Genomic DNA, 24,908 nt, shown 5'->3' on the forward strand with positions numbered 1-24,908 from the left:
TGCCATGGAGGGCGTCATGAAAAACCAGTCTCGATCGGTGGGCCCCCTGGTCACGGCCTCGTTGCTGGAGCGCGCTCGCCAGCGCTTTCGTATCGCGAAAGCCGGGCACCATCTTGATGAAGCCAGAACCATGCGCGATCTGCTCGCCCAGGACGGCCTGGATATCAATGGCCGACCTCTTGGACCGCAAGGCTTCCACCTTTCAGCTGTCAAAGGACCCGACGTTCAACCGAGCGAACGATGCGCCGCGGAACCGGGTGCAACCGCCGATTCGCCGGTGTTGTTCGACATGGAGTTCAGCCATCGCGGCGCCGACGGGCAGCTCACCCGGGAACTGGTAAGCGTGTGGGTCTCGGACCCCGAATACTTCGCTGGGCATTGCCATCTTAGTCATGACCATCGGCTGTTCGCCTGGGACGACGTAGTGGGCCAGGTGAAGCTGCCGGATTCGGGCGAACTGCTGGAAGTCGAAGAAATTCGCCGGCGTTCCGTCTGATTTTGGCGCTGAACGACAAACACCAGGGAGCGAGACAAGCGATGACGTGTCATGAGCGGGATCAGCGCCAGTACCACGCCTTGCGCGAGCATATCGATAGTCTGTTGGCGCGTGGCGCATCGCTGGTAGGGCGCGACCCGGTGAGGCTCTCGCTCGAGGGGCGCACCTTTACCGTGCAGCACGGCATGCTGGTCGGTAGCGAGGACCCACAGGATATGCTGGATGCTTTCGCCGAGAGCCCGAAGTCGCAAACCCGCCATCGGGAGCTGGCCCTGGACATCTGCCTGCGTCAGCTCAGCGAAGCCATCGAGACGGCGTGCCCGGAGGCTATCTCGCTGGATCAGGCTACAGCGCAAATGGCAGAGCGCTGTGCGCCTGCCGGCGCGCGGCCAACAGGCGGCAGAACTCCTCGGGATTCTTGATCAGCACGTCCTGTCCGGCAAACGCCTGCGCGGCGATCAGGCGCGAAAGCCAGAAGCGCAGGCAGGCGATACGCAGCATGGGCTGCCATAACTCGGCCTCCGCCGGGGTGAAGCGGCGCAGGCTGGAATAGGCGGCCAGCAAGGCCTCGCTGCGGGTCTGGTCGAGCTCGCCGTTGGGGTGCGAACACCAGTCGTTCACGGCGATCGCCACGTCGTAGAGCATCGGCCCCGAGCAGGCGTTATAGAAGTCGATCACGCCGGTCAGGTGGCTGCCTTCGAACAGCACGTTGTCACGAAAGAGGTCGGCATGCAGGTTGGCCTTGGGCAGCGCGAGGATCTTCGTGCGCAGTTCGGCGATCTCCGCCAGCCCGTCACGCAGCAGCGGCAGTTGCTCCTCGGGCAGGCGCAGCGCCAGGCTCGGTCCTTCCCGTTGCATCCAGTCCAGCCCGCGGTCGCTGGGGCGTTCGAGGATCCGCTCGCGGGTCGCCAGGTGGATGCGCGCCAGCAGTCGCCCGACTTCGGCGCAGTGGGCGGCATTCGCTGCGGTGACGTGCTTGCCCGGCAGGCGCGGTTGCAGCAGTGCCGGCTTGCCGGCCAGCGAGCGCAGTGCCTCCCCCTCGGCGGTCGGTAGCGCATAGGGCACCGGCAAGCGGGCCTGGTGCAGCACCTCGAGCAGTTCGATGAAGAAGGGCAGATCCTGCACCGGCCCGCGCTCGACCAGCGTCAGTACGTATTCGCCCTGTTCCAGGCTGACGAAGAAATTGCTGTTCTCGGTGCCGGCGACGATGCCCTGGAAGTCGCGTAGACGGCCCAGCCGGTAGGGGGCCAGGAAGGCTTCCAGTTCGTGGCGCTCGAGCGGCGTGAATACCGACATGGTGGCCTTCCTTCAAGAATTGCGCGCTGTTACCAGCTGAAGATTTCCCAGGCGGGGATCAGCATGTCCGGTTTGTCGGCGCGGACGAAGTTGCTGTCGCCATCGGCGCGCACAAGGAAATAGGGCTTGCCGTGCTTGGGGGTGACCTTCACAGCATAGAGGAAGCCATTGACCCGGTATTCCTCCACCGTACGGTCGCCTTCCTGGCGAATGGTCACGTCCGGGTCGCCATCCACCGACTCCTGGGCGAAACCGCTCAGCGGTACGGCCGTGAGCATGCTGGCGAGCAACAGGTGTTTGAGAGCGCGCATGATAACCTTGTCCCTTTTCCAGTGATCGGTCCCGTGCATTCTAGCTGGGGGCCCGTCGAAAAGGTTGATCCCGCTCATGAGTCAAACGCCCCTCGTTCTGGTGGACGGTTCGTCCTACCTTTACCGCGCCTTCCACGCCCTGCCGCCGCTGACCACCTCCACCGGCAAACCGACCGGCGCGGTGAAGGGCGTGTTGAACATGCTGCTGTCGCTGCGCCGGCAATATCCGGACAGCCCCTTCGCCGTGGTCTTCGATGCCAAGGGCCCGACCTTCCGCGACGAGCTGTTCGCCGAATACAAATCCCACCGCCCGCCGATGCCGGATGATCTGCGCGGCCAGATCGAGCCGCTGCATGCCAGCGTGCGCGCGCTGGGCCTGCCGCTGCTCTGCGTCGAGGGGGTCGAGGCGGATGACGTGATCGGCACCCTGGCGCGGCAATGCGCGGCGCTGGGGCGCGACGTGGTGATTTCCACCGGCGACAAGGACATGGCGCAGCTGGTCTGCCCGCACGTTACCCTGGTCAACACCATGACCGGTAGCGTCTACGACATCGAAGGCGTACGCACCAAGTTCGGTGTCGGGCCGGAGCTGATAATCGATTTCCTCGCGCTGATGGGCGACAAGGTCGACAACATTCCTGGCGTGCCCGGCGTCGGCGAAAAAACCGCCTGCGGCCTGCTCAACGGCATTTCCGGCGGACTCAAGGGCCTCTACGACAACCTCGACCAGGTCGCGGCGCTGCCGATTCGTGGCGCCAAATCCCTGGGGGCCAAGCTGGAGGAGCACCGCGAGGCGGCCTTCATGTCCTACGAGCTGGCGACCATCAAGATCGATGTGCCGCTGGATGTGCAGGTGGCCGACCTGATGCCCGGCGAGCCGCACCGCGAGGCGCTGATCGCGCTCTACCGCGAACTGGAGTTCAAACAGTGGCTCGACGAGCTGCTGCGCGAGGCCAAGGCGGCGGGCGAGAATTGCGAAGTCGCCCCCGAGGATTGCTCGATCCAGGCCGAGGCGCAGTACGACACGATACTCGAACAGGCTGAGTTCGACGCGTGGCTGGCCCGTCTGCAGGCCGCCGATTGCTTCGCCTTCGATACCGAGACCACCAGCATCGACGCGCAGCAGGCGCAACTGGTGGGGGTTTCCTTCGCCATCGAGACCGGCAAGGCCGCCTACGTGCCGCTGTGTCATTCCTACATGGGGGTACCGCAGCAGCTGGATCGCGATGCGGTACTCGCTGCGCTCAAGCCGCTACTCGAAGATCCGAACAAGCAGAAGATCTGCCAGCACGGCAAATACGACATGAACGTGCTGATGCACTACGGCATCGAGCTGCGCGGCCAGGCCTACGACACCATGCTCGAATCCTACGTGCTGGACGCCACCGCCACCCGCCACGACATGGACAGCCTGGCGCTGAAGTACCTCGGCCGCGGCACCATCCGCTTCGAGGACATCGCCGGCAAGGGCGCCAAGCAGCTGACCTTCGACCAGATCGCCATCGAGCAGGCCGGGCCTTACGCGGCCGAGGATGCCGACGTCACCCTGCGCCTGCATCAAACGTTGCTGGGCAAGCTGGAGGCGACGCCCTCGCTACTCGAGGTTCTGCGCGAGATCGAGATGCCGCTGGTGCCGGTGCTGGCGCGCATCGAGCGCAACGGCGCCTTGGTCGACGCACAGCTGCTTGGCCAGCAGAGCGTGGAACTTGGCGAAAAGCTCGTTGCTCTGGAGCGCGAGGCTTATGAACTCGCCGGCGAGGAATTCAACCTCGGCTCGCCCAAGCAGCTTTGCGCCATCCTCTATGAAAAGCTCGGCTGCCCGGTATTGTCGAAAACCGCCGGTGGCCAGCCCTCGACGGCCGAAAGCGTACTGGCCGAACTGGCCGATCGTGATTATCCGCTGCCAAAAGTGATCATGCAGCACCGTAGCTTGAGCAAGCTCAAGGGCACCTACACCGACAAGTTGCCGCAGCAGATCAACCCGCGCACCGGGCGCATCCACACCAGTTATCACCAGGCGGTGACGGCGACCGGGCGCCTGTCCTCGTCCGACCCGAACCTGCAGAACATCCCGATCAGAACGGCCGAAGGGCGGCGCATCCGCCAGGCCTTCGTCGCCGCGCCCGGCTACAAGCTGCTGGCGGCCGACTACTCGCAGATCGAGCTGCGCATCATGGCGCACCTGGCGCAGGATGCGGGCCTGCTGCATGCCTTCCAGAACGGCCTGGACGTCCACCGCGCCACTGCCGCCGAGGTCTTCGGCGTCGAGCTGGCGCAGGTCACCACCGACATGCGGCGCAGCGCCAAGGCGATCAACTTCGGTCTGATCTACGGCATGAGTGCTTTCGGCCTGGCCAAGCAGATCGACGTCGGCCGCAAGGAAGCGCAGGAATACATCGATCGCTACTTCGCCCGTTATCCCGGCGTGCTGGCCTATATGGAGCGCACCCGCGCCCAGGCCGCCGAGCAGGGCTACGTCGAGACGCTGTTCGGCCGTCGCCTCTACCTGCCCGAGATCAACTCCAAGAACGGCGCCATGCGCAAGGGCGCCGAGCGCACCGCGATCAACGCACCCATGCAGGGCACCGCGGCGGACATCATCAAGCGCGCCATGATCGCGGTGGATGGCTGGCTGCAGGAGAGCGGCCTGGATGCCCGGGTGATTCTGCAGGTACACGATGAACTGGTGCTGGAGGTGCGCGAGGACCTGCTGGATCAGGTACGCGACGCCATCAGCCCGCTGATGAGTCAGGCCGCCGAGCTGGACGTGCCGCTGTTGGTGGAAACCGGCGTGGGCGCTAACTGGGATGAGGCGCACTGAAGGGCGCGCGGGGTTGGATGGAGGTATCCGGAAGTTTTTTCGCGATGTATTGAACTTCCGGCTATAGGGTCGAGTCCTAGGCTACGAAGGGTGTGAAAGCCCTTCGATGCTCCTTGTTGTGTTAAGTGTTGGCAGATCTCTGGACCTCGCCCTAGCGGTCCGGATTCAACCTCGAACTTCCCCCTCCCCCAACGAAGTTCGAGGTTTTTTTTGCCTGGAGAAAAGTTCCGCGAGAGAAAGGCTTCCTTCGAACGGAAGAATGCGATCTTCGGTAGATTGCGCAGTATCTTGCGCAGCATATCTGTGGATAACCTGTGGACAGCGTGCTTCGAGGCGGATGACCAAAGGCGTGGCGTTGATTGCGCAACTTTCTGCACTGCACTGGGCAAGAAGTTGCGCAGCTTTCTGTGATGCTACGCACAAAGCGGTCTTGCCCCGCCTGGGTCGCTTTAGCCAAGCCATTGATTCATAAGGAATAAATATTCCTGGCACGCTCCTTGTTATGTCTTCTCTGCCATTCCGGCATAAACCAGGCAAAGGAGAGCACTCATGCCAACCCCCGCGTATCTTTCCCTCGAAGGCACCAAACAAGGTCTGATCACCGCTGGTACCTTCACCGAGGACTCGGTCGGCAATATCTTCCAGGAAGGTCATGAAGATCAGATTCTGGTGCAGGCATTCCAGCACCAGGTCATCATTCCGCGCGATCCGCAGTCGGGTCAGCCCACCGGCCAGCGCGTGCACAAGCCGCTGATGATCACCAAGGTCTTCGACAAGTCCTCGCCGCTGATCTTCAATGCCCTGACGTCCGGCGAACGCCTGAACAAGTGCCGTCTGGAGTGGTACCGCACCTCCTCGACCGGCACCCAGGAGCACTACTACACCATCGAACTGGAAGATGCGGTGATCGTCGACGTGCAGTCGCGCATGCCCAACTGCCAGGACCCGAACATGTCCCACTTCACCCATCTGGAAGACGTGTACTTCACCTACCGCAAGATCGTCTGGACCCATGAAGTCTCCGGCACCTCCGGCTCCGATGACTGGCGTACCCCGATCGCCGGCTGAGTGATCAGCGATTTCGGCCGGGCACGCCTGGCCGAAGTCGTTTTGCGAAGCAGTCTCCAGAAACGGGTTACGCCGCTCTGGAATGCGGACAGTGCGCATTCCAGAGCGGCGCCTCTGTGGTACATCGACACCCCTCACCGCGCCACGCGCCGATCAATGGATTGATCCAAGAGGAACACGCATGTTCGCCCCCGCCAACCAGGCCCACTTCACGCTGGCCATCGAAGGTCTCGAGCATGACCTGAAGGTGCTCGAATTCAGCGGCCGCGAAGCCATCAGCCAACCCTACCGATTCGATCTCGAGCTGGTCAGTGAACGCTCCGACCTTGACCTCGAAACCCTGCTGCACCAGCCGGCCTTCCTCACGCTCGGGCATGCGGGCACGGGAATCCATGGGTTGATCCACCGCATCGCCCAGAGTGAATCCGGCAAGCGCCTGACGCGTTACAGCCTGTCACTGGTACCCGAGCTGGCCTACTTGGCGCATCGGCTGAACCAGCGCATCTTCCAGCAGCTCAGCGTGCCGCAGATCATCGCCCAGATACTGGAGGAGCATGGCATTCCGGCTGGGCTCGGACATCGGTTCGAGCTGGGGCCGGTGATTTATCCCGAGCGCGACTATTGCGTGCAGTACGACGAGAGCGACCTGCACTTCATCCAGCGGCTGTGCGAGGAAGAGGGCATTCACTATCACTTCCAGCACAGCGAAGCCGGCCATGTGCTGGTGTTCGGTGACGACCAGACAGTCTTTCCAAAGCTCGCGCCCGTGCCTTACCAGCAGGATTCCGGCTTGGTTGCCGACGAGCCGGTGATCAAGCGCTTCGGCCTGCGAGTAGAGACCCGTCCCAGCCGCGTCACGCGTCGCGACTACGATTTCGAGAAACCGCGCCTGCTGCTGGAAAGCGCCTTCACCAGCGAGTTCACCCCGGACCTTGAGGACTACGACTACCCCGGCCGCTTCACCGACCGCGGCCGTGGCAAACACCTGGCGCAACGCGCCCTGGAACGCCACCGTCACGACTTCCAGCTGGCCGAAGGCGAAAGCGACCAGCCAAGGCTGTGCAGCGGTCATTTCCTCGAGCTGGTGGAGCACCCACGCAGCGACTGGAATCAGCTCTGGCTGCTCACCGAAATCCACCACCAAGGCAAACAGCCGCAGGTGCTGGAAGAGTCCATCACCAATCTCTCGACTATGCACAATCAAACTCCCTCTCCCCTGGCGGGAGAGGGTTGGGGCGCCCGGCATAGGGGAGAGGGGGATAACAACTTCACCCAAGGCTACCGCAACCAATTCACCGCCACGCCCTGGAGCGATCCCTTCCATCCACCCCTCCAGCATCCCAAGCCACGCATCCTCGGCAGCCAGACCGCTGTGGTCACCGGCCCTGCCGGCGAGGAAATCCACTGCGATAAACATGGTCGCGTGAAGGTCCAGTTCCACTGGGACCGTGAAGGCCTTGCAGACGACAAATCCAGCTGCTGGCTGCGCGTCAGCTCGAGCTGGGCCGGCGACCGCTACGGCGGCATCGCCATCCCGCGGATCGGCATGGAGGTACTGGTCACCTTCCTCGAAGGCGACCCCGACCAACCGCTGGTGACCGGCTGCCTGTACCACGCCGAACATGTCCCACCCTACGAATTGCCGGCGAACAAGACGAAATCGGTCTTCAAGACCCTCAGCTCACCCGGTGGCGGTGGCTATAACGAACTACGCATCGAGGACCGCAAGGGCGCCGAGCAGATCTACGTGCATGCCCAGCGCGACTGGGACCAGAACATCCAGCACGACCAGAAGGTCCGCGTCGGCTTTGAGCGCCACGATACGGTGGAAGCCAACGCCTACAGCGAATTCCAGGGTGAAGAACACCGCACCACTCACGGCGACCGCAAGACCGAAATCGGAGCCAACGACCACCTCACCATAGGCGATAGCCAGCACGTCAAGATCGGCACTGGCCAGTTCGTCGAAGCCGGCAATGAAATCCATCTCTCCAGCGGCCTCAAGGTCGTCCTCGAAGCCGGCAGCGAACTGACCTTCAAGGCAGGTGGCAGCTTCGTGAAGCTCGACGCCAGCGGCGTGACCATGGCGGGGCCGGTGATCAAGGTGAATTCGGGAGGGAGCCCGGGCAAGGGATCGGGAGCGGCTCCGATTTTTCCGGTTTTACCCAAACCTGCAGATACAGCGCCAATAGGTGAGAAAACCGGTATTGCCAACCTAAACCTGCCGTCCTCACCAATAAAAAAAGGCGCTAAGGGGCCTGAGCAATTGATCGTCGACGTCTGGGGCGATCCGGCACAAGGCGGGCAAGTCAAATTGCTTGACCCGGAGGACGAGGCATGAGCGAGTTGAAGGATCAACCCATCGAGCAAGGCGTACGCAAACGTACCCACTATGAGAATACGCAACGAAAGAGGCTTGCACTGAGCATTGAACGGGAAGACGGCGGAGAACTTTCTCTGCCCATCGCCGTGGACATGCGCAGCCATGAAGAAGAAGAAAATATTCAGCAGAACACGCTCTTGGCCATCATGCCGTTGGCGAGGCTGCCAGGTCATAACGTCTATAACGAGGCACCCAGGGGAGCGTTGCCACGCGCGGGTCGTATATACGTATTTCAGGGCGGAAAGCTCTGGCGCGAAGTGCTATGCGACGGCCAAGGCAACATGAAGGATGTCGATCTTGCTCATTGGCGTAGACAGGCCGAGAGCGGAGCACCTGCCGATGATCGTCAACCCGTAGGCAAACAGCAGCAGGTTCTGCTGTTCCCCATCCTGGTACAGGGGCAATCCGTCGCTAACAACTATCTGATGGCCTACAGCGAAAAGCCCTGGACGTGGGAATACATCCAATGGCTGGAGGCTGATCAGAACCGAATTAAAAGCCGCGCGCAGAATGTGGGGTTCGCCTGGTCGGCAGCCGTTGTCGGCCAAGGGCAATGGCGCCCCACACAAGCCATGCCTGCCGTAGTGATCAGCGCCCAGACGGAAGGTTACAGAGCTCGTGACTTCAGCATCGAGAGCCTGCTGGGCGATCCCTCCCTGTTCACACCCGGCCTGAGTGGCATCCCCTCGAACGAAATGAGCAGCCGCATGCAGATGCGCATGGAGGAGCTGGCGGCCGCAACCCAGAGCCTACCCCCGCAGCCACTGCCAGCATTGGAAGCCGGCGAGGATGTGTTGGCAGAACGCAATATGCGCGCCTATCCCAGGCTGGTCGGGTTGATGCTGGATGACCCACTGTTCGCACTCAGGCATGCCTGTGCGCAAGCGCGCCTGGCGGAATCCTACCTGCTTACCCTCAATGCGTTGGTGCCGCATCGTCCGAACGGCCAATACGCCCATGCGCTATATAGTTCGGTGATGCAAAGCGTGAACAGCCCTCTGGGCAAGTTCAAGAAACATTTGCATCTCGAACAACTGCAGGACACGGTATTCGAAGGCGAACGCAGCCTGGTTCGAAACCATCTCGCCACGCAACTTCAACATCTCGTCAGCCTTCTATCGGACGTGCCGCTGGCAGCGAGTCTGTGGGATTGGCAATACACTCACGATGAGCGCCTGTTAGAACCCTATCAACTGTTCAGCGACATATTCACCACGTTGGGAAAACTGCCAGAACACGTCGATGCGCTGTCCCAGGCCGGGTCCAGCAATTCGCTGCTACCCCGCATTGCCCAACTGAGCGAGCGCCTCCTGACCGGCCACCATCCCATTACCCGGCCATTCCTGGCACAGGCGGATGGCGCCCTGCCCGAGGTCGTGCAACGGCTCGTCGCCCTGGCAGCGCAAGCGCGCGAACCCGACCCGGAACACATGGGCATGAGCAGCCTGCTGCATGTCGCCGACATCGACCCGCAGGATACGGACAAGGGTCTGGTCTACAAGAACCTGCATGCGCTGATCGACGACTTCATGACCACCTTCTCCATGGCCGTGCTGACCCAGGTTCAGCGCCTGAATGTCGCCGAGGTAACGGTGGCCATCCAGTTCAACCGCCTGTTCGCACCGACACTCGGCGTGCTCGATAAGCTCTCGCCAAGCTGGCACGGCGTGCAACTGGTAACCGAGGCCCAGGCCAAGGCATCGAACCTGAGAATCATCGGCGTCGAGGGCGAGGGATTGAGAAACGGCCTGACCGCCACGGAGCGGGCGGCCCTCACGCGCAAGAACTACCTGTACATGAACGTCACCAACCCTGAAGGGCGGATCGTCGGCTCCACCAGCCCGCGCCAGGTGGGGCAGGGACTGCCGAATCATGGCCGTGGCGTTATCTTGGCCGCACCTGCCGACCATCCCGAGGTGGTCAAGTACAGCGCTTGGAGGCATGCGGTCGCCAGCAAGCTGGATACTGCCGCGCAGTCTCCCTCTCTTCCGTTGGTTGCAGTGGCCTGCGCCATGTACAACTTAAGTGCGCAGGCTGAGATGGCGAGTCTGCAAAGGGAAGCGGGGGATGGGGAGGCACGCTATACCTTCGGTAAATTTTCCGCTCTGGCTGATCTCGGCGTTGCCTCAGGCAACCTGTCCAAATTTATTCTTGGCGGTGAAAACCAACTCGTAACGGCCCTGAATAAACCTCGCTTCAATGTTTCCAGAATCTCCACCCGCTGGGCCACTAATCTCGCCAAGCAGACGGGTAGTTCCCGCCTACCAATACTGCGTGCTTTCTCAGGGTGGGCCATATTCGCGACAACTGTTATTTCCGCCTGGGATGCCAAACGCGCCTGGCACCAGGGCGACCGCGATGCAGCCCTGGCCTATGGCGTAGCGGCGTCGGGCGGTGCGGCCTGGACGGCTTATGCCCTGGGAATGTGCATCAACCCGGTGGTGCTGGTGGCGGGAGCGGTGCTATTTATCGGCGGCAGTATCCTGGCCGGCTGGCTGGTCGACAGCGATATCGAGGCCCTGATGAAGAACGGGCCATTTGGCAAGGGTCACAACCAAACCAACCTGGTCGACAGAGTATTCGGCGACGACCAACGTTTCGCCCATTTGAGCGACCCGCATGTCGCCTACCAGCAACTGATCGGTATTCTCGGCAGGCCCATGATCCAGGTCAGCCGCCTGGGCGACTTGCTGGATCAGGTACCACCGGGGGTCCGTGCAGGTATCGGCAGCATCAACCAGCAACGTCGCCCAATGAACTCCAGCCTGGACTGCCGCCGCGCTGCGGCTCAGCCCTTCGAGCGCGATGACTGGGCGGTACGCATCCATTCGCCGCTGCTGAGCATGTTCGATGCGCAGCATTTCCAGTTCTACGCCAGAGAGGAACTGGGCGTGCTGCCTCTCTCGGGCGCCTTCAATGCGGAACGCACCGAACGGCGCCCGATCGGCGAGGCCAAGCTGGCTGCACAGCCCCTGGACGACGGTGCGATTCTCTATATCCTGCCGAGGCAGTTCCCTGTGATGGAATTGAGCCCGCTGCAACGCCATGCGCAGAAGGTCACCCAGCGCCTCAAGGTCTTCGGCCAGTTCCGTCTCGCCAAGGAGACCGACCAATCCGACGAACTGGTGTTGCCGCAGCCCAGTCCGAAAACCTGGCAACCTTATCAAGCCGACTTCGCCAAGCCTCCGGCACTGAACGCCAGGGCCGATGAAGTGCCTTATTGGCAGGTCGAAACCGTGGAATTCAAAGTATGACCGAAGAACCCTATGGCCCCGCGGCCTATCGCGGCAGTGCACTGCCTGCTCTCCCGCCCCCGATTCGTGACAAACAAGGGTTGTTCGATACCGCCTTGAAATGGGGGCATTACGCCAATCTGGATTCGGCCTCGGAAGTCGAAGGCCAGCTTATGAGCGAGGATCATCTGGCCTATGAGAGCCAAACCAGGGAGAAACGTAAACAGCAGATTTATTGTGACTCTGAACGCTGGAATTTTGAAAACAGTGGCAAGCTATTACACTTCCTGTTCATATTGCACCTTGGTTGTGTAACGCTATTTTCAGTTCCTTGGACTGTCAAGGTGAGTATGACTCTTGATAGTAACGATGCCGTTCTGATATTGGGCGTTATAGCAATGTTCGCGAGCTTAATACTCTATGGCACATCAAGACCTTGGCTGGCTTATATTTTCGGGGGAGTACTAGGAGTCGTCACAGCCGGAGCCATTGCTTGGGATCAAGGAGCACTCTGGGGCTATTGGAGCGAACAAACCGCATTCTGGTTTGGTGCGATCGTACTCTTTATGGCAGTCATCGGCGTCGACCTGCTGATCGGCCTGTATTCCCTGATCTACACCCACGACGGCAGCGGCTTCAACCGGCGCGACGGCATGGTGCGCATCGGCAGGCGCTTCCGCTCCCCCTTCGTCGCGCCCTTCTACGAGTTCGATCCGGTCATGCAACTGCAGGTCACACCCCATGGGGGGCATGACTACGTGCTCTGGCTGCATCACCGCTACACCGACACCAAGGTCTGCCTGGGCATGAAGATGCACAGCCTCGGGCTCGACAAAGCCAACCTATACGCCTTCTGGGATACATTGCAGCGCTATATGGATGTCGAGCAGCCGTTACCCGACCTGCCCGTGCTGGAGCAGAGCCGCCATCTCGATCCTGTCACTGCCGCCCACGATGCCGCCATCGGCCGCCCCGAACGCTACTGGCGCGACCGTACCCTCGAAGGCTGGAAGCGCAACTCCGCTTCCAGGAAACTGCGGGAGAAACTGGCCAGCCATCCCTGGCAGCAACACCCCTGCACCCTGCGCGCCAGGATCGATCCAGCCCTGAGCATCGAGGCCTACTACCGCAGCCAGGAGGCCAGGGGCATCCATGCGACGCCCAGGGGTGACGATTTCGATAACATTCATCGGCGTGGAGCCAGCACGGCACCCCAAGGCTGATCGAAATCCGGGCAATCGAAAGGGTCCGGGGGCTGATTTCAACAACGCTCGATTAACACTGGCTTTCTAAGGCCATACAGGCAGAGCGGTCTACGGCAACTCCAGCCCCCCGCCAGCCTTGTGCAGCGTGCGTAGATGCTGGCCGATCTGTTTCAGGTTGCGCTCGATGCTGTCCAGTTCCAGTCGCCGTTCGTGGCCCAATAGCAGGCGCACCTCCCGCTCCAGTTCCTCGCTGAGTTGATTCAAGTGCGCCTGGCGTTCGCCGCTTTGCTGTTCGAGGCGCTGCCATTCGCCGGCCTGTGGCAGTCCATAGCCCTGGTCGTCGAGCAGTTCGGCCGGGCGGCTCAGGTAGCCGCTGCTGGCGAGGATCTCGCGCAGTGCACCGTCGGCCTTGGCCAGGCTGGCGTCGCCGCGCTCGCGGCCGCTGAGGTAGCGTTTCTTCAGTTCTTCCTGGGCCTGCAGCAATTGCTGGCGCAGGGCGGCCTGTTCGACCAGTAGCAGCGCTGCGCTGGCACGCAGGTCGGCCGTGGCGATCCAGGGCTGGCGCTCGCTGGCAGGTAGCTCGAGCCATTGCTCGACCTTGTCCTGCGGCAGGTCCAGGCGCTCCTTGAGCACCGTGAACATCGCCTGATAGCGATCGCGGTAGGAGTCGAAGCGATATCCCAGGCGCAAGGCCTCACGCGGATCGTCGAGCACGCTGGCATCGGCCAGACCTCGGCCGATCAGTAGCTCCAGCAGACCGCTGGGCAGGATGCTGTCGAGTGCGGCCAGCTCTGCCCGATCAGTGCCGCTGCGCAGCAGCTTCAGGGTCTCCACCGCGCAGTTGTTGGACAGAAAGTAATAGTCGCCGTCATAGCTCCAGTGCAGCTCGGCGCTGCGCTCGACCAGCATCTCGATCTCACGGCGTTCCAGCCTGAGCGGAATCGAGGCAAGGCTACGCAGCTCGACCTTGGTGTATTCGTCGATCACCTGGCCCAGCGGCAGGACGAACAAGCGCGACGGGTAGGCACCGGTCAGCCCGTCCCAGCTGGACAGTTGCACGTCACCGACGAAGGCGCGGAAGGACAGCACTAGGTGCTGGTCCAGATCCAGTCGGCAATCGGGGCCGCGCGGGCGTCCCGGCGCGCAGATCACCAGCCGCAGCATGCTATGGCCCCAGCGGCTGACCCAGGCATCGTTGGCCTCGGCGAACAGATAGTCCACCTCGTAGACCCGTTCGGGATCGAGGCGCAGCAGCGGTGTGCGGCCGAAGTCGCTGCCGGCGTTGAGGATCGGATAACCCCCGGCACAGACTTGGGAGGCGGCGGGCTGCCAACCGAAATGCTCGCGGAAGTAGCGGTGCAGGGACGGGCGGCGGCAGGCGTAGTCGGGGTCGAGCAGGAAGTACTCGAGGTTCACCGCGACGAATTCCAGCGGGCTGGTGAGCTCGTAGGGGTCCGGGCTGCGCGCGACCTGCGCATTGTGCGCTTCGCGCTCACCGCGGCTGCCGACACGTTGTGGCCAGCCGGCCAGGTCGAGCAAGCGTGGATCGTCGCTCAGCGTGAAACGGCGTTGGGTCTGCCCGCGACAGACATCCGGCAGGCCGACCAGGCCGAGGCTGGCGGCGCGCTGGCCACAGAAGGCCAATAACCGATTGTTCGGCGGCGACCACAGACGGGCACGGTCGTAGAGATGGGCCAGTTCGTGAATCAGCGTGGCGAGCAGTTCCTGGCGCACCGTGCCATGTACCCGCGCGGTGCGCTGGTTGGCGGCGGAGCCATCCGCCAGCGCTGGCAACAGTTCGCGGTTGAGTTCGATGAGGCCGCCGCCGGTGCGGCCGTAGGCATGTTCCGGCAGGTTGTCCCGCCAGCGCACGCGCACGTCGCGATCCAGCTGTTGCAGCATGCGTGGCGGCAGGGCGGCCAGGGCTTCGTCGAGCAGTATCTGGGAGGCGGCACGTTCGGTGGGTTGCAGCGCCTGGCTTTCCAGGGTCAGCCGCAGCGCCGCGCCAGCCTGGCCGGCGAGGCTGGCCAGCATCGTCGCCAGCAGCCAGGCGTAGGCCGCTTTCACAGGGCGAGAATGGTTTCGGCCAGCGCCTGATCGCTTGCCTGGCGGGCCTCGGCGAACTCGTTGCGAAGGGAATCGAAGGCCGCTTCCAGGCGTGCGCCGCGGATTTCGCCGGCGCTGGCGACGAAGCTGGCGGCCTCGTCACGAGCGTCGAGGACGAGCTTCATGCCGCTGATCCGGCTGGTCACGTCCGAAGTGAAGTTGACGCTGCGATCCACCGCATTGATGACGATATTGCTGGTGGCGACCAGGGTCTGTGCCTGGGTTGCGCTGGCCAACAGTGCCAGGGCGGCCGCTGTGGCAGTGACTGTCTTGTGCATGGTTGGTTTTCGTTCAATGGGGCCGTTATTGGACGAGAATGGCCTGGGCCAGTTCCAGATCGCTGGCGGTCAGCTCTGGCCGACTCTGGCGCAACCAGCGCAGGGCAGCTTCCAGCCGCACACCGTGGACCTGGCCGCCGCTGGCGACGAAGCTCGCCGCTTCGTCGCGGGCCTCGACGACCAGTTTGTTCTCGAACGGCAGGCTGGTCAGCTGGCTGGTGACATAGCCGCTGGCCACGACGCCGGCCGTGGTGGTGTCGAACGCCTGGGCGGAGCCGCAGACACAACAGAGTGCGAATACAAAGATGAACCGTCGCATGCCAATCCTGACGCCAGAAAAATCCGGCGCCAAGGCTAGCGAAACGCCAGCGCTACGGCCAGCTTCTTCGCCCTGTCAGGCTGTCAGCGAGCCAGGATGGCCCGTGCCAGCTCCAGGTCGCTGGCCGTGATGGAGGGCGCCTGATGGCGAATATGAGCCAGGGCGGCCTGCAGGCGCGCGCCTCGCTGTTCGCCCGCGCTGGCGACGAAACGTGCGGCGTCGTCACGTGCATCCAGCACCAGCTTGTCGTCGTTGAGGGAGGAGGTCAGGTCGGAGGTGCCTTCCACGGTGTTCATCAGCGAAGCGCCGAGGGTGTCGGTGGTAGCGATGAAACTGGATGCCGAGGCGGTGCCGGCCAGCAGGGTGACGGATGTGGTGAGGATAAGCAGGAGTCTGAACATGGTCTTTCCAGTACGGCCCGGCAGGCGAAGGGGCATGCAGGATAGAGCCTGCCGTGCGGGCTGCAAAGCGCGGTACGACCGTCAGCGCCAGAACGGCTTGTTCAGCTCCTCGGTCCGCTCGCTGCTGCTGATGCCGGCATCGGCCAGCAGATGTTCGTCGAGTGCCGCGAGTTGCCGGCGTGTTCGGCTCCGTTGTCGCCACAGACGCAGCAGAAGCCGTAGCTCGCGCCAATGTTCTGCGGGCTGGGGGCCCGCCAGCGGCCGGGTGATGATGCGCTCCATGAATGCCACTCCGTTCTGCATAGCCTCGTTCGGGTCACTCAGGATCGCGCTTGGCGGCGTCGCGCAACAGCCACAGGGTCGAGTGATCGTGGCGGTACAGATGGCGGGAGGTGGGCGATTGTACGGGCCACTGCGCGGGCAACTGTGCGGGTCTCAGTTTCCCAACAGCGTACGAACTGCGATCAGGCCGAAGCCGGTCAGCAGAAAGAACAGGCATAGGGCGAGGATAAATGGCCGTATACCCAAGGCGGCCAGGCGGTCAAAACGGGTTTCATAGCCCAGGGCGGCCATCGCCATGGTCATGCCCATCTGTCCCCCAAGAATCAGGTTGTGATGCAGCACGTCCGGCAGCCGAACCAGGCTGTTGAATACCACCATGAGGAGAAAGCCGAGGGCGAACCAGGGAATGGTGATGCGCATGGCCTGGCTATCGTCCTCGTTGCACGAAGACCACCAGCGAGCGACGAGGAGCAGGAAGGGTACCAGAAGCATCACCCGAACCAGCTTGACGATGACCGCCGTGTCCAGCGCATCCGCTCCGACTGCACCTCCCACCGCGACGACCTGGGCAACTTCATGCACAGTGGCGCCGATGTAGGCACCAAACAGCTGTTCATCGAAACCGGTCAAGGGATAGAGCAGCGGATAGATGAACATGGCCAGGCTGCCGAACAACACCACCGTGGCCACTGCCATGGCCGTCGAGCTCGCACGCGCCCGAATGGTCGCCTCGGTAGCAAGCACGGCGGCAGCGCCACAGATCGCGCTACCGGCACAGGTCAGCAAGGCCGTTTCGCGATCCAGCCCGAGCATCCTGGTGCCGATTTGATAGCCGATCAGCATCACCATCGCGACCATCAATACGTCGAGTAGCAGAATGCGAGGTCCCAGCATCGCGATCTGCTGCCATGTCAGCGACAGCCCGAACAGCACGATGCCACCGCGTAGCAGCCATCGTGTGGCAAATTTCAGACCCGCTTGCGCGCTCGTGGCCACTCTGGCCGCTCCCGGCAAGTTGCCGGCGGCAAAGCCCAGCAACAATGTGCCAACCAAGGGGCTGATGCCCAATTCACGTATACCGGGAATCTGGATAACGAGATGACCCATGACACTCAACGCCGCGCTGAGGATAAGGCCTTGCCACATGATCGAATGCCCTTGCTTGTGATGGGCGCAGATTAGAGGCAAGGTGTCGAGGGTGTAAAAATGGTTATAACGATATAACTAAACGGAAAAACCGACATGCAAGCCGCGGTGAGCTTTCGTCAATTACAGGTTTTTGTCGCTGTGGCGCGTGGCGGCACGCTTGCGAGAGCGGCTGAGCAGCTCAGCCTGTCGCAGTCGGCGAGTAGCGGTTCGCTGGCCGAGTTGGAGCGTCGCCTGGAAGTGCCGTTGTTCGAGCGCGTTGGTAAACGCTTGCAACTGAGCGAGGCGGGGCGCCGGCTGCTGCCGCGTGCCGAACGGCTGCTGGACGAGTTGGATACCTTCGTCGAAGCTGCCCGCGAGCCCGAGGGGGTATTGCGTGGCGAGCTGATGCTTGCCGCCAGCGCCACCATCGGCACTCACCTTGTGCCATCGCTCGTGGGGCGTTTTACCGAGAGCAACCCTGGCGTGGAGATCCAGACTCGGCTACGAAACTCTGACGAGGTAATTGCCGACCTGCTGCATCTGGAGGCAGACCTCGGCCTGATCGAGGGGCCCTGCAATGACTCGCGACTTAATGCCGAGGTCTGGCGCGAGGACCACATGTGCGTGGTTTGCGCACCAGGGCATCCGCTCGCGGTGACCGGGCGGTTGAGTGATGAAGACCTGCGCCGCGAGGCCTGGATCCTGCGCGAGTCGGGCTCCGGCTCGCGGGCGATCTTCGAGGCGGCGGCCCGTATGCGCACGCCCCGCTTGCATGTCCGCATGGCGCTAAACCAACACGAAGCTATCAAGCAGGCGGTACGTGCCGGATTGGGGCTCGGCTGTCTGTCGCAACTGTGCGTGGCCGAAGAGGTTGCTCGAGGTGAGCTGGTGGCGTTGGAGAACGATCTTCCGTTGACCCGATATTTTTCGCTGGTATGGCATCCGCAGCGCTACCGAAGTCCACTGTGGCAGGCCTTCAAGGTGTTTCTGCGAGAGGCTTGAGCGGAAAAGAAAAACCCCTCCCGGCATGCCGGAAGGGGTTGGTCGTGCAGCCAGGTGCGGTTCAGTCCACGGCCTTGACCATGTCCTCGACCACCTTCTTGGCGTCGCCGAAGACCATCATGGTCTTGTCCATGTAGAACAGCTCGTTGTCCAGGCCGGCGTAGCCGCTGGCCATGGAGCGCTTGTTGACGATCACGGTCTTGGCCTTGTACGCCTCGAGGATCGGCATGCCGGCAATCGGCGACTTCGGATCGTTCTTCGCCGCCGGGTTGACCACGTCGTTGGCGCCGAGCACCAGCACCACGTCGGCCTGGCCGAACTCGGAGTTGATGTCCTCCATCTCGAACACCTGCTCGTAAGGCACCTCGGCCTCGGCCAGCAGCACGTTCATATGGCCGGGCATGCGCCCCGCGACCGGGTGGATCGCGTACTTCACGGTCACGCCCATGTGGGTCAGCTTCTCGGCCAGTTCCATCAGTGCATGCTGCGCGCGGGCCACCGCCAGGCCGTAGCCGGGAACGATGATCACGGTGTCGGCGTTGGTCAGCAGGAAGGCGGCGTCATCGGACGAGCCGGATTTCACCGGGCGCTGCTCCTTGCTGGCCGTCGCTGCGCCGGCATCGGCATCGGCGCCGAAGCCGCCGAGGATGACGTTGAAGAACGAGCGGTTCATCGCCTTGCACATGATGTAGGAGAGGATCGCGCCGCTCGAACCCACCAGCGAACCGGCGATGATCAGCATCGAGTTGTTCAGCGAGAAACCGATCCCCGCCGCCGCCCAGCCCGAGTAGCTGTTGAGCATCGACACCACCACCGGCATGTCGGCGCCGCCGATGGGGATGATGATCAGCACGCCGATCACGAAGGCCAGCGCCACCAGGATCATGAACGCCGTGAAGTTGCCGCTGAAGGTGTAGATCAGGCCCAGCACCAGAATCGCCACGCCGACAGCGAGGTTCAGCTTGTGCTGGTTGGCGAACACCACCGGCGCGCCCTGGAACAGGCGGAACTTGTACTTGCCCGACAGCTTGCCGAAGGCGATCACCGACCCGGAGAAGGTGATGGCGCCGATGGCCGCGCCGAGGAACAGCTCCAGGCGGTTGCCCACCGGGATCGGATAGCCGATGGCCTGGACGATGCCCAGCGATTGCGGCTCCAGTACCGCGGCGATGGCGATGAACACCGCGGCCAGGCCGATCATGCTGTGCATGAAGGCGACCAGCTCGGGCATCTTGGTCATCTCGACGCGCTTGGCCATCAGCGTGCCGATGCCACCACCGACCAGCAGGCCGAGGACGATGAAGCCCAGGCCGCTCCAGGCGCTGGCGCTCTCGGCCAGCTGCGCGCCGAGCTTGAACACCAGGAACACCGTGGTGACCACGGCGATGGCCATGCCGATCATGCCGAACAGGTTGCCGCGGCGCGAGGTTGTCGGGTGCGACAGGCCCTTGAGGGCCTGGATGAAGCTCACCGAAGCGATGAGGTAGAGCAGGGTGATCAGGTTCATGCTCATGGCTTGGACTCCGCCTTGGCGCCAGCGCGCTCCTTCTTCTTGAACATCTCCAGCATGCGCCGGGTGACCAGGAAGCCACCGAAGACGTTGACCGCGGCCAGGGTCACAGCCAGGGTGCCCATCAGCTTGCCCATCGGGGTAACGGTCAGCGCGGCGGCGAGCATGGCGCCGACGATGACGATGGCCGAAATGGCGTTGGTGACCGCCATCAGCGGCGTGTGCAGCGCGGGGGTGACGTTCCAGACCACGTGGTAGCCGACGTAGATCGCCAGCACGAAGATGATCAGGTTGTAGATGCCATCCGAAATCAGGTCCATTTTTCAGGCTCCCTTAACCGTTGGTGCGCACGACATTGCCGCCCCGGCACATCAGGCACGCGGCGACGATGTCGTCTTCGAGGTTGAGCTGGAATCGGGCATCGCCATCGATCACCAGCTTGAGGAAGTCCAGCAGGTTGCGTGCGTACAACGCTGAAGCATCCGCCGGCACGAGGGTCGCCAGGTTGGTGTAGCCAACCAGGGTCACGCCGTGCTTGACCACTACCTGATCGGCTTCGGTCAGTGGGCAGTTGCCGCCTTGTGAGGCGGCCAGATCGATCACCACCGAGCCGGGCTTCATCTGCTGTACGGTTTCTTCCTGCAGCAGCGTTGGCGCCTTGCGGCCCGGGATCAATGCGGTGGTGATGATGATGTCGGCCTGCTTGGCGCGTTCGTGCACAGCCTGGGCCTGACGCGCCATCCAGGACGCGGGCATCGGCCGGGCGTAACCGCCGACGCCTTCGGCGCATTCGCGTTCCTCGTCGGTCTCGAACGGCACGTCGACGAACTTGGCGCCGAGCGATTCGATCTGCTCTTTCACCGCCGGACGCACGTCCGAGGCTTCGATGACCGCACCCAGGCGTTTGGCCGTGGCGATGGCCTGCAGCCCGGCGACGCCGGCGCCGAGGATCAGCACCCGCGCGGCTTTCACCGTGCCGGCGGCGGTCATCAGCATCGGCATGAAGCGCGGATACTGGTTTGCGGCGAGCATCACGGCCTTGTAGCCGGCGATGTTGGCCTGCGAGGACAGCACGTCGAGGCTCTGCGCGCGCGAGGTACGCGGCGCCGCCTCCAGGGCGAAGGCGGTGATGCCGCGTTCGGCCATGCGTGCGATGTTGTCGTTGTCGAAGGGGTTGAGCATGCCGATCAACACCGTGCCTGGCTGCATCTGCGCCAGTTCGGTTTCGTTCGGTGCGTTCACCTTCAGCAGGATCTCTGCTGCGAACGCCGCTGCGGCATCGCCGATGGTCGCGCCAGCAGCCTCGTAGGCGCTGTCAGGGACGCTGGCCTGTACGCCTGCGCCACGTTGCACGGTGACCTGATGCCCTTGGCCGATCAGCTTCTTGACGGTTTCCGGAGTCGCGGCAACGCGCGTTTCTCCGGGTCGGGTTTCGAGAGGAACACCGATATGCATTGTAGTTGTTCTCCTGCGTGATCTTTACCAGGGTGCGGCGAGCGCGGCCCTGGCGAGCTATTCCACCCGTTCGCCGTTTCGATGAACGGGGTCGAAACGCGAAGCCTGCCTTCCGTACTGCAGAAAAGAGCCTGCTACGGCGCGGCATTCTGCAAGCCTGTAAAAAATCAAACAACTGTTTTAAATCATTGATTGCTTCCGACGTGATAGTCAGAGCATGACCATCGGTCCGTCGGGTATCGCTGCAGACGGCGCCACCTTTGGCCTCGCGCCTGGCACAAGGTTGCAGCGTGACGACACGGCGCGCGAATCATGAATGACCCGCCATCGATGCGGTATTCGTCAGCGGTGCCGGCCATCTCCGACCTTGGTGCCGGTGTGCCGCGATGAGGCTGCGGGCACGCAGCCCACCGGCCGGGGTCATGCATTCCTTGTAGTCCATGGCTGTCGGTCCTGCCGGTTGTTGTGCGCCGTTGTGCTCGCCGGAATGCCAATGCGCGGGCCTGGGGTGGCTCTCTGACCGAGCCGAAGCTCTTCGCGATCCTTGGGAGAATCCGCGGCGGTGCCTGTTGTCACAGTTCAGGAACGGATGTCGAGAAGCCGTGTCGGCACATCGCGCCCGTCACGCGAGGCGTAACGATGCGGTGACCATCGAACGCCGACAGAGCCCAATCAGGAAGCCGTTATGTCATCCCTCGAAGGTACGTTGACGCCCGCCCGCCTGCCCTTCGCTTTCGCCAGACGCCACGGGGTATTCCTGCGCGATGGCGAAAGCGGCCTGCGGCTGTGCGCCCGTGAAGGCGCGCCGCTGACCGCGCTGCAGGAAGCGCAGCGCGTGGCCGGTGGCGCCCTGCCCATGCAGTGGCTGACGCCGGAGGCGTTCGACGAGGCGCTGGGCAACGCCTATCAGCACGACTCTTCCGACGCCATGCTGATGGTCGAAGGGTTGGGCAAGGACATGGATCTGCACAGCCTGGCCGACCATATCGAGAAGACCGAGGACCTGCTGGAGCAGGAGGACGACGCGCCGATCATCCGCCTGATCAATGCGCTGCTGGGCGAGGCGATCAGGGAGAACGCGTCCGACATCCATGTCGAGACCTTCGAGAAGCGGCTGGTGATCCGCTTCCGGGTCGACGGCATCCTGCGCGAGGTGGTGCAGCCCAAGCGCGAACTGGCGGCGCTGCTGGTGTCGCGGATCAAGGTCATGGCGCGGCTGGACATTGCCGAGAAGCGCGTGCCTCAGGATGGGCGGATTTCCCTGCGGGTCGGTGGGCGCGAGGTCGATATCCGCGTATCGACGCTGCCGTCGGCCAACGGCGAACGGGTGGTGCTGCGCCTGCTCGACAAGCAGGCCGGGCGCCTGACCCTGCAGCACCTGGGCATGAGCGAGCGCGACCGCCAGCGAATGGAGCAGGCGGTAAAGAGGCCCCACGGCATCATCCTGGTCACCGGTCCCACCGGCTCGGGCAAGACCACCACCTTGTACGCCAGCCTGACCACGCTCAATGACCGCACCCGCAACATCCTCACCGTCGAGGATCCGATCGAATACAACCTCGAAGGCATTGGCCAGACCCAGGTCAACACCAAGGTCGACATGACCTTCGCCCGCGGCCTGCGCGCCATCCTGCGCCAGGACCCGGACGTGGTGATGGTCGGCGAGATCCGCGACCAGGAGACCGCCGACATGGCGGTGCAGGCCTCGCTCACCGGCCACCTGGTGCTCTCCACGCTGCACACCAACAGCGCCATCGGTGCGGTGACGCGGCTGGTGGACATGGGCGTCGAGCCCTTCCTGATCTCCTCGTCGCTGCTCGGTGTGCTGGCCCAGCGCCTCGTGCGGGTGCTGTGTAATGACTGCAAACGCGCCTATGTCGCTGACGAAGCCGAGTGTGCGCTGTTCGGCATCGACCTGAGCGAGGCGCCAACGCTCTACCACGCCGAAGGTTGCGATGTGTGCCGCCAGCTGGGTTATCGCGGGCGGACCGGCATCTACGAGCTGGTGCTGTTCGACGACAGCCTGCGCAGCATGATTCATACCCGGGTGGCCGAGCAGGAAATGATCCGCCACGCGCGCGAGCTGGGGCCGAGCATCCGTGCCGATGGCCTGCGCAAGGTGCTCGAAGGCGTGACCACCATCGAAGAGGTGCTGCGTGTGACCAGCGATGACCGACGCTCCGGCCAGGGCGATCGCAGACAGGGCGGCGATCGCCGTGGCACGGCCCGTGACCGCAGGGCCACCGACCGATGAGCACGGCCGGCAGGGGGGCGCTCGATAGGGCGCGTGCCGCCGCGGCGCGGAAAACCCGCGCGGCGATCTTCCACCTTTGCTTTGAGGTAGCCCCGGTGGGAAAGCCTTCGGCGTTTGCCACCCTGCGTGGGAGCGGGCCTGATGGCGGCCTTTGAGTATGTCGCGCTGGATCCGCGCGGCCGACAGCAGAAGGGCCTGATCGAGGCGGACAGCCCGCGCCAGGCCCGCCAGTTGCTGCGCGACAAGCAATGGTCGCCGCTGGAGGTCAAGCAGGCCCGTGCCAGGGAAAGCAGCGGCACCGGCGGTTTCAGTTTCGGTCGCGGCCTCTCGGCGCGCGACCTGGCGCTGGTCACCCGCCAGCTGGCGACGCTGGTGCAGGCCGCGCTGCCGATCGAGGAAGCGCTGCGCGCTGCCGCGGCGCAATCCGGCTCGCAGAAGATCAAGTCGATGCTGCTGGCGGTGCGTGGGCGGGTCATGGAAGGTCACAGCCTGGCTGCTTCCCTGCGCGAATACCCCTCGGCCTTTCCCGAGCTGTACCGCGCCACGGTGGCCGCCGGCGAGCACGCCGGGCACCTCGGGCTGGTGCTCGACCAGCTGGCCGACTACACCGACCAGCGCCAGCAGTCGCGGCAGAAGATCCAGCTGGCGCTGCTCTACCCGGTGATCCTGCTGGTGGCCTCGCTGGCCATCGTGGTGCTGCTGCTGGGCTATGTGGTGCCGGACGTGGTCAAGGTCTTCGTCAACACCGGCCAGGAGTTGCCAGCGCTGACCACCGGCCTGATCGCCGTCAGCGAGGTGGTGCAGCGCTGGGGCTGGCTGATCATGCTGGGCATCGTCGCGCTGGCCATCGGCATGCGCCAGGCATTGCGCGACCCGAGCATCAAGCTGCGCTGGCACAGCTTCATCCTGCGGCTGCCGCTGGTCGGGCGGCTGGTGCGGGCGACCAACACCGCGCGCTTCGCCTCGACCCTGGCGATCCTCACCCGCAGTGGCGTACCGCTGGTGGATGCGCTGGGCATCGCCGCCGCGGTGATCGGCAACCTGCGCATTCGTGAGCGCGTGGTCGAGGCGGCGCAACGCGTGCGTGAAGGCGGCAGCCTGACCCGTGCGCTGGAGGCCACCGGCGAATTCCCGCCGATGATGCTGCACATGATCGCCGCCGGCGAGAAGTCCGGCGAACTCGACCAGATGCTGGCGCGCACCGCGCGCAATCAGGAGAACGACCTGGCCGCGCAGATTTCCCTGCTGGTCGGGCTGTTCGAGCCGTTCATGCTGGTGTTCATGGGGGCGGTGGTGCTGGTCATCGTGCTGGCCATCCTGCTGCCGATTCTTTCTCTCAATCAACTGGTGGGCTAGTCGC

21 protein-coding genes are annotated in these 24,908 nt (G+C 63.4%); 10 read left to right on the plus strand and 11 right to left on the minus strand.

Features of this window, described 5'->3' with window-relative positions; translation table 11 throughout:
- Positions 1-16: 16 nt before the first annotated feature.
- Positions 17-496 carry a hypothetical protein gene (locus EA795_RS11835; RefSeq protein WP_122077481.1) on the plus strand — a complete coding sequence of 160 codons (480 nt, stop codon included), beginning with the start codon at positions 17-19 and terminating at the stop codon, positions 494-496.
- Positions 497-537: 41 nt separating this feature from the next.
- A complete protein-coding gene (locus EA795_RS11840; protein ID WP_349771813.1) occupies positions 538-918 on the plus strand; it encodes a hypothetical protein in 381 nt (126 codons plus the stop codon).
- Here EA795_RS11840 and EA795_RS11845 read toward each other — a convergent pair.
- Positions 842-1,792, minus strand: a complete 951-nt coding sequence (locus tag EA795_RS11845; protein WP_122077483.1) for a homoserine kinase — start codon at positions 1,790-1,792, stop codon at positions 842-844. The two genes, EA795_RS11840 and EA795_RS11845, sit on opposite strands and share 77 nt — an antisense overlap.
- A 29-nt stretch (positions 1,793-1,821) precedes the next feature.
- Positions 1,822-2,103 carry a DUF2782 domain-containing protein gene (locus EA795_RS11850; protein WP_014851038.1) on the minus strand — a complete coding sequence of 94 codons (282 nt, stop codon included), beginning with the start codon at positions 2,101-2,103 and terminating at the stop codon, positions 1,822-1,824.
- A 76-nt stretch (positions 2,104-2,179) separates the two neighbouring features.
- Between EA795_RS11850 and polA the strand changes: the two genes are divergently transcribed.
- From polA to EA795_RS21580, 5 genes are all read left to right on the plus strand, one after another.
- Complete coding sequence (gene polA, locus EA795_RS11855; protein ID WP_122077485.1) at positions 2,180-4,924, plus strand: DNA polymerase I; 2,745 nt, start codon at positions 2,180-2,182, stop codon at positions 4,922-4,924.
- Positions 4,925-5,473: 549 nt separating this feature from the next.
- A complete protein-coding gene (locus EA795_RS11860; RefSeq protein ID WP_003284174.1) occupies positions 5,474-5,992 on the plus strand; it encodes an Hcp family type VI secretion system effector in 519 nt (172 codons plus the stop codon).
- 181 nt (positions 5,993-6,173) lie between these two features.
- Positions 6,174-8,333 (plus strand): type VI secretion system Vgr family protein, encoded by a 2,160-nt coding sequence (locus tag EA795_RS11865; protein WP_122077487.1) that lies wholly within the window; start codon positions 6,174-6,176, stop codon positions 8,331-8,333.
- Positions 8,330-11,629 (plus strand): hypothetical protein, encoded by a 3,300-nt coding sequence (locus EA795_RS11870; protein ID WP_122077489.1) that lies wholly within the window; start codon positions 8,330-8,332, stop codon positions 11,627-11,629. The genes EA795_RS11865 and EA795_RS11870 overlap by 4 nt, the downstream gene beginning before the upstream one ends.
- 545 nt (positions 11,630-12,174) lie before the next feature.
- Positions 12,175-12,831: a hypothetical protein gene (locus EA795_RS21580; protein ID WP_122077491.1), complete on the plus strand. Its 657-nt coding sequence runs from the start codon at positions 12,175-12,177 to the stop codon at positions 12,829-12,831.
- 90 nt (positions 12,832-12,921) lie between these two features.
- On the opposite strand, the gene EA795_RS11880 is transcribed toward EA795_RS21580, so the two are convergent.
- The 6 genes from EA795_RS11880 to EA795_RS11905 form a co-directional block, all read right to left on the minus strand.
- A complete protein-coding gene (locus tag EA795_RS11880) occupies positions 12,922-14,847 on the minus strand; it encodes a DUF7844 domain-containing protein (RefSeq protein WP_122077582.1) in 1,926 nt (641 codons plus the stop codon).
- A gap of 29 nt (positions 14,848-14,876) precedes the next feature.
- Positions 14,877-15,197, minus strand: a complete 321-nt coding sequence (locus tag EA795_RS11885; protein ID WP_014851044.1) for a DUF2388 domain-containing protein — start codon at positions 15,195-15,197, stop codon at positions 14,877-14,879.
- A gap of 25 nt (positions 15,198-15,222) precedes the next feature.
- Positions 15,223-15,516 (minus strand): DUF2388 domain-containing protein, encoded by a 294-nt coding sequence (locus EA795_RS11890; protein ID WP_014851045.1) that lies wholly within the window; start codon positions 15,514-15,516, stop codon positions 15,223-15,225.
- 83 nt (positions 15,517-15,599) lie between these two features.
- Positions 15,600-15,917, minus strand: coding sequence for a DUF2388 domain-containing protein (locus tag EA795_RS11895; protein ID WP_014851046.1), 318 nt, complete (start codon positions 15,915-15,917; stop codon positions 15,600-15,602).
- A gap of 81 nt (positions 15,918-15,998) precedes the next feature.
- Positions 15,999-16,199, minus strand: a complete 201-nt coding sequence (locus tag EA795_RS11900; protein ID WP_122077584.1) for a DUF1127 domain-containing protein — start codon at positions 16,197-16,199, stop codon at positions 15,999-16,001.
- 153 nt (positions 16,200-16,352) lie between these two features.
- Positions 16,353-17,345, minus strand: a complete 993-nt coding sequence (locus tag EA795_RS11905; protein WP_122077493.1) for a YeiH family protein — start codon at positions 17,343-17,345, stop codon at positions 16,353-16,355.
- Positions 17,346-17,441: 96 nt separating this feature from the next.
- Here EA795_RS11905 and EA795_RS11910 point away from each other — a divergent pair, with 96 nt between their 5' ends.
- Positions 17,442-18,329: a LysR family transcriptional regulator gene (locus EA795_RS11910; RefSeq protein WP_122077495.1), complete on the plus strand. Its 888-nt coding sequence runs from the start codon at positions 17,442-17,444 to the stop codon at positions 18,327-18,329.
- Between the two features lie 61 nt (positions 18,330-18,390).
- Here the strand turns inward: EA795_RS11910 and EA795_RS11915 are convergent, their stop codons facing one another.
- The 3 genes from EA795_RS11915 to EA795_RS11925 are packed head-to-tail and all read right to left on the minus strand — an operon-like array spanning position 18,391 to position 21,294.
- On the minus strand, positions 18,391-19,842 hold the full coding sequence (locus EA795_RS11915; RefSeq protein WP_122077497.1) for an NAD(P)(+) transhydrogenase (Re/Si-specific) subunit beta: 1,452 nt from the start codon (positions 19,840-19,842) through the stop codon (positions 18,391-18,393).
- A complete protein-coding gene (locus EA795_RS11920) occupies positions 19,839-20,159 on the minus strand; it encodes an NAD(P) transhydrogenase subunit alpha part 2 (RefSeq protein WP_014851051.1) in 321 nt (106 codons plus the stop codon). The genes EA795_RS11915 and EA795_RS11920 overlap by 4 nt, the downstream gene beginning before the upstream one ends.
- 13 nt (positions 20,160-20,172) lie before the next feature.
- Positions 20,173-21,294 (minus strand): Re/Si-specific NAD(P)(+) transhydrogenase subunit alpha, encoded by a 1,122-nt coding sequence (locus EA795_RS11925; protein ID WP_014851052.1) that lies wholly within the window; start codon positions 21,292-21,294, stop codon positions 20,173-20,175.
- A 685-nt stretch (positions 21,295-21,979) separates the two neighbouring features.
- Between EA795_RS11925 and gspE the strand changes: the two genes are divergently transcribed.
- Both gspE and xcpS read left to right on the plus strand, forming a co-directional pair.
- Positions 21,980-23,548, plus strand: coding sequence for a type II secretion system ATPase GspE (gspE, locus tag EA795_RS11930; protein ID WP_122077499.1), 1,569 nt, complete (start codon positions 21,980-21,982; stop codon positions 23,546-23,548).
- Between the two features lie 141 nt (positions 23,549-23,689).
- Positions 23,690-24,904 carry a GspF family T2SS innner membrane protein variant XcpS gene (gene xcpS / locus EA795_RS11935; protein ID WP_058076280.1) on the plus strand — a complete coding sequence of 405 codons (1,215 nt, stop codon included), beginning with the start codon at positions 23,690-23,692 and terminating at the stop codon, positions 24,902-24,904.
- Positions 24,905-24,908: the final 4 nt, after the last annotated feature.

The sequence above is a fragment of the Stutzerimonas nitrititolerans genome (assembly GCF_003696285.1).
Lineage (GTDB): Bacteria > Pseudomonadota > Gammaproteobacteria > Pseudomonadales > Pseudomonadaceae > Stutzerimonas > Stutzerimonas nitrititolerans.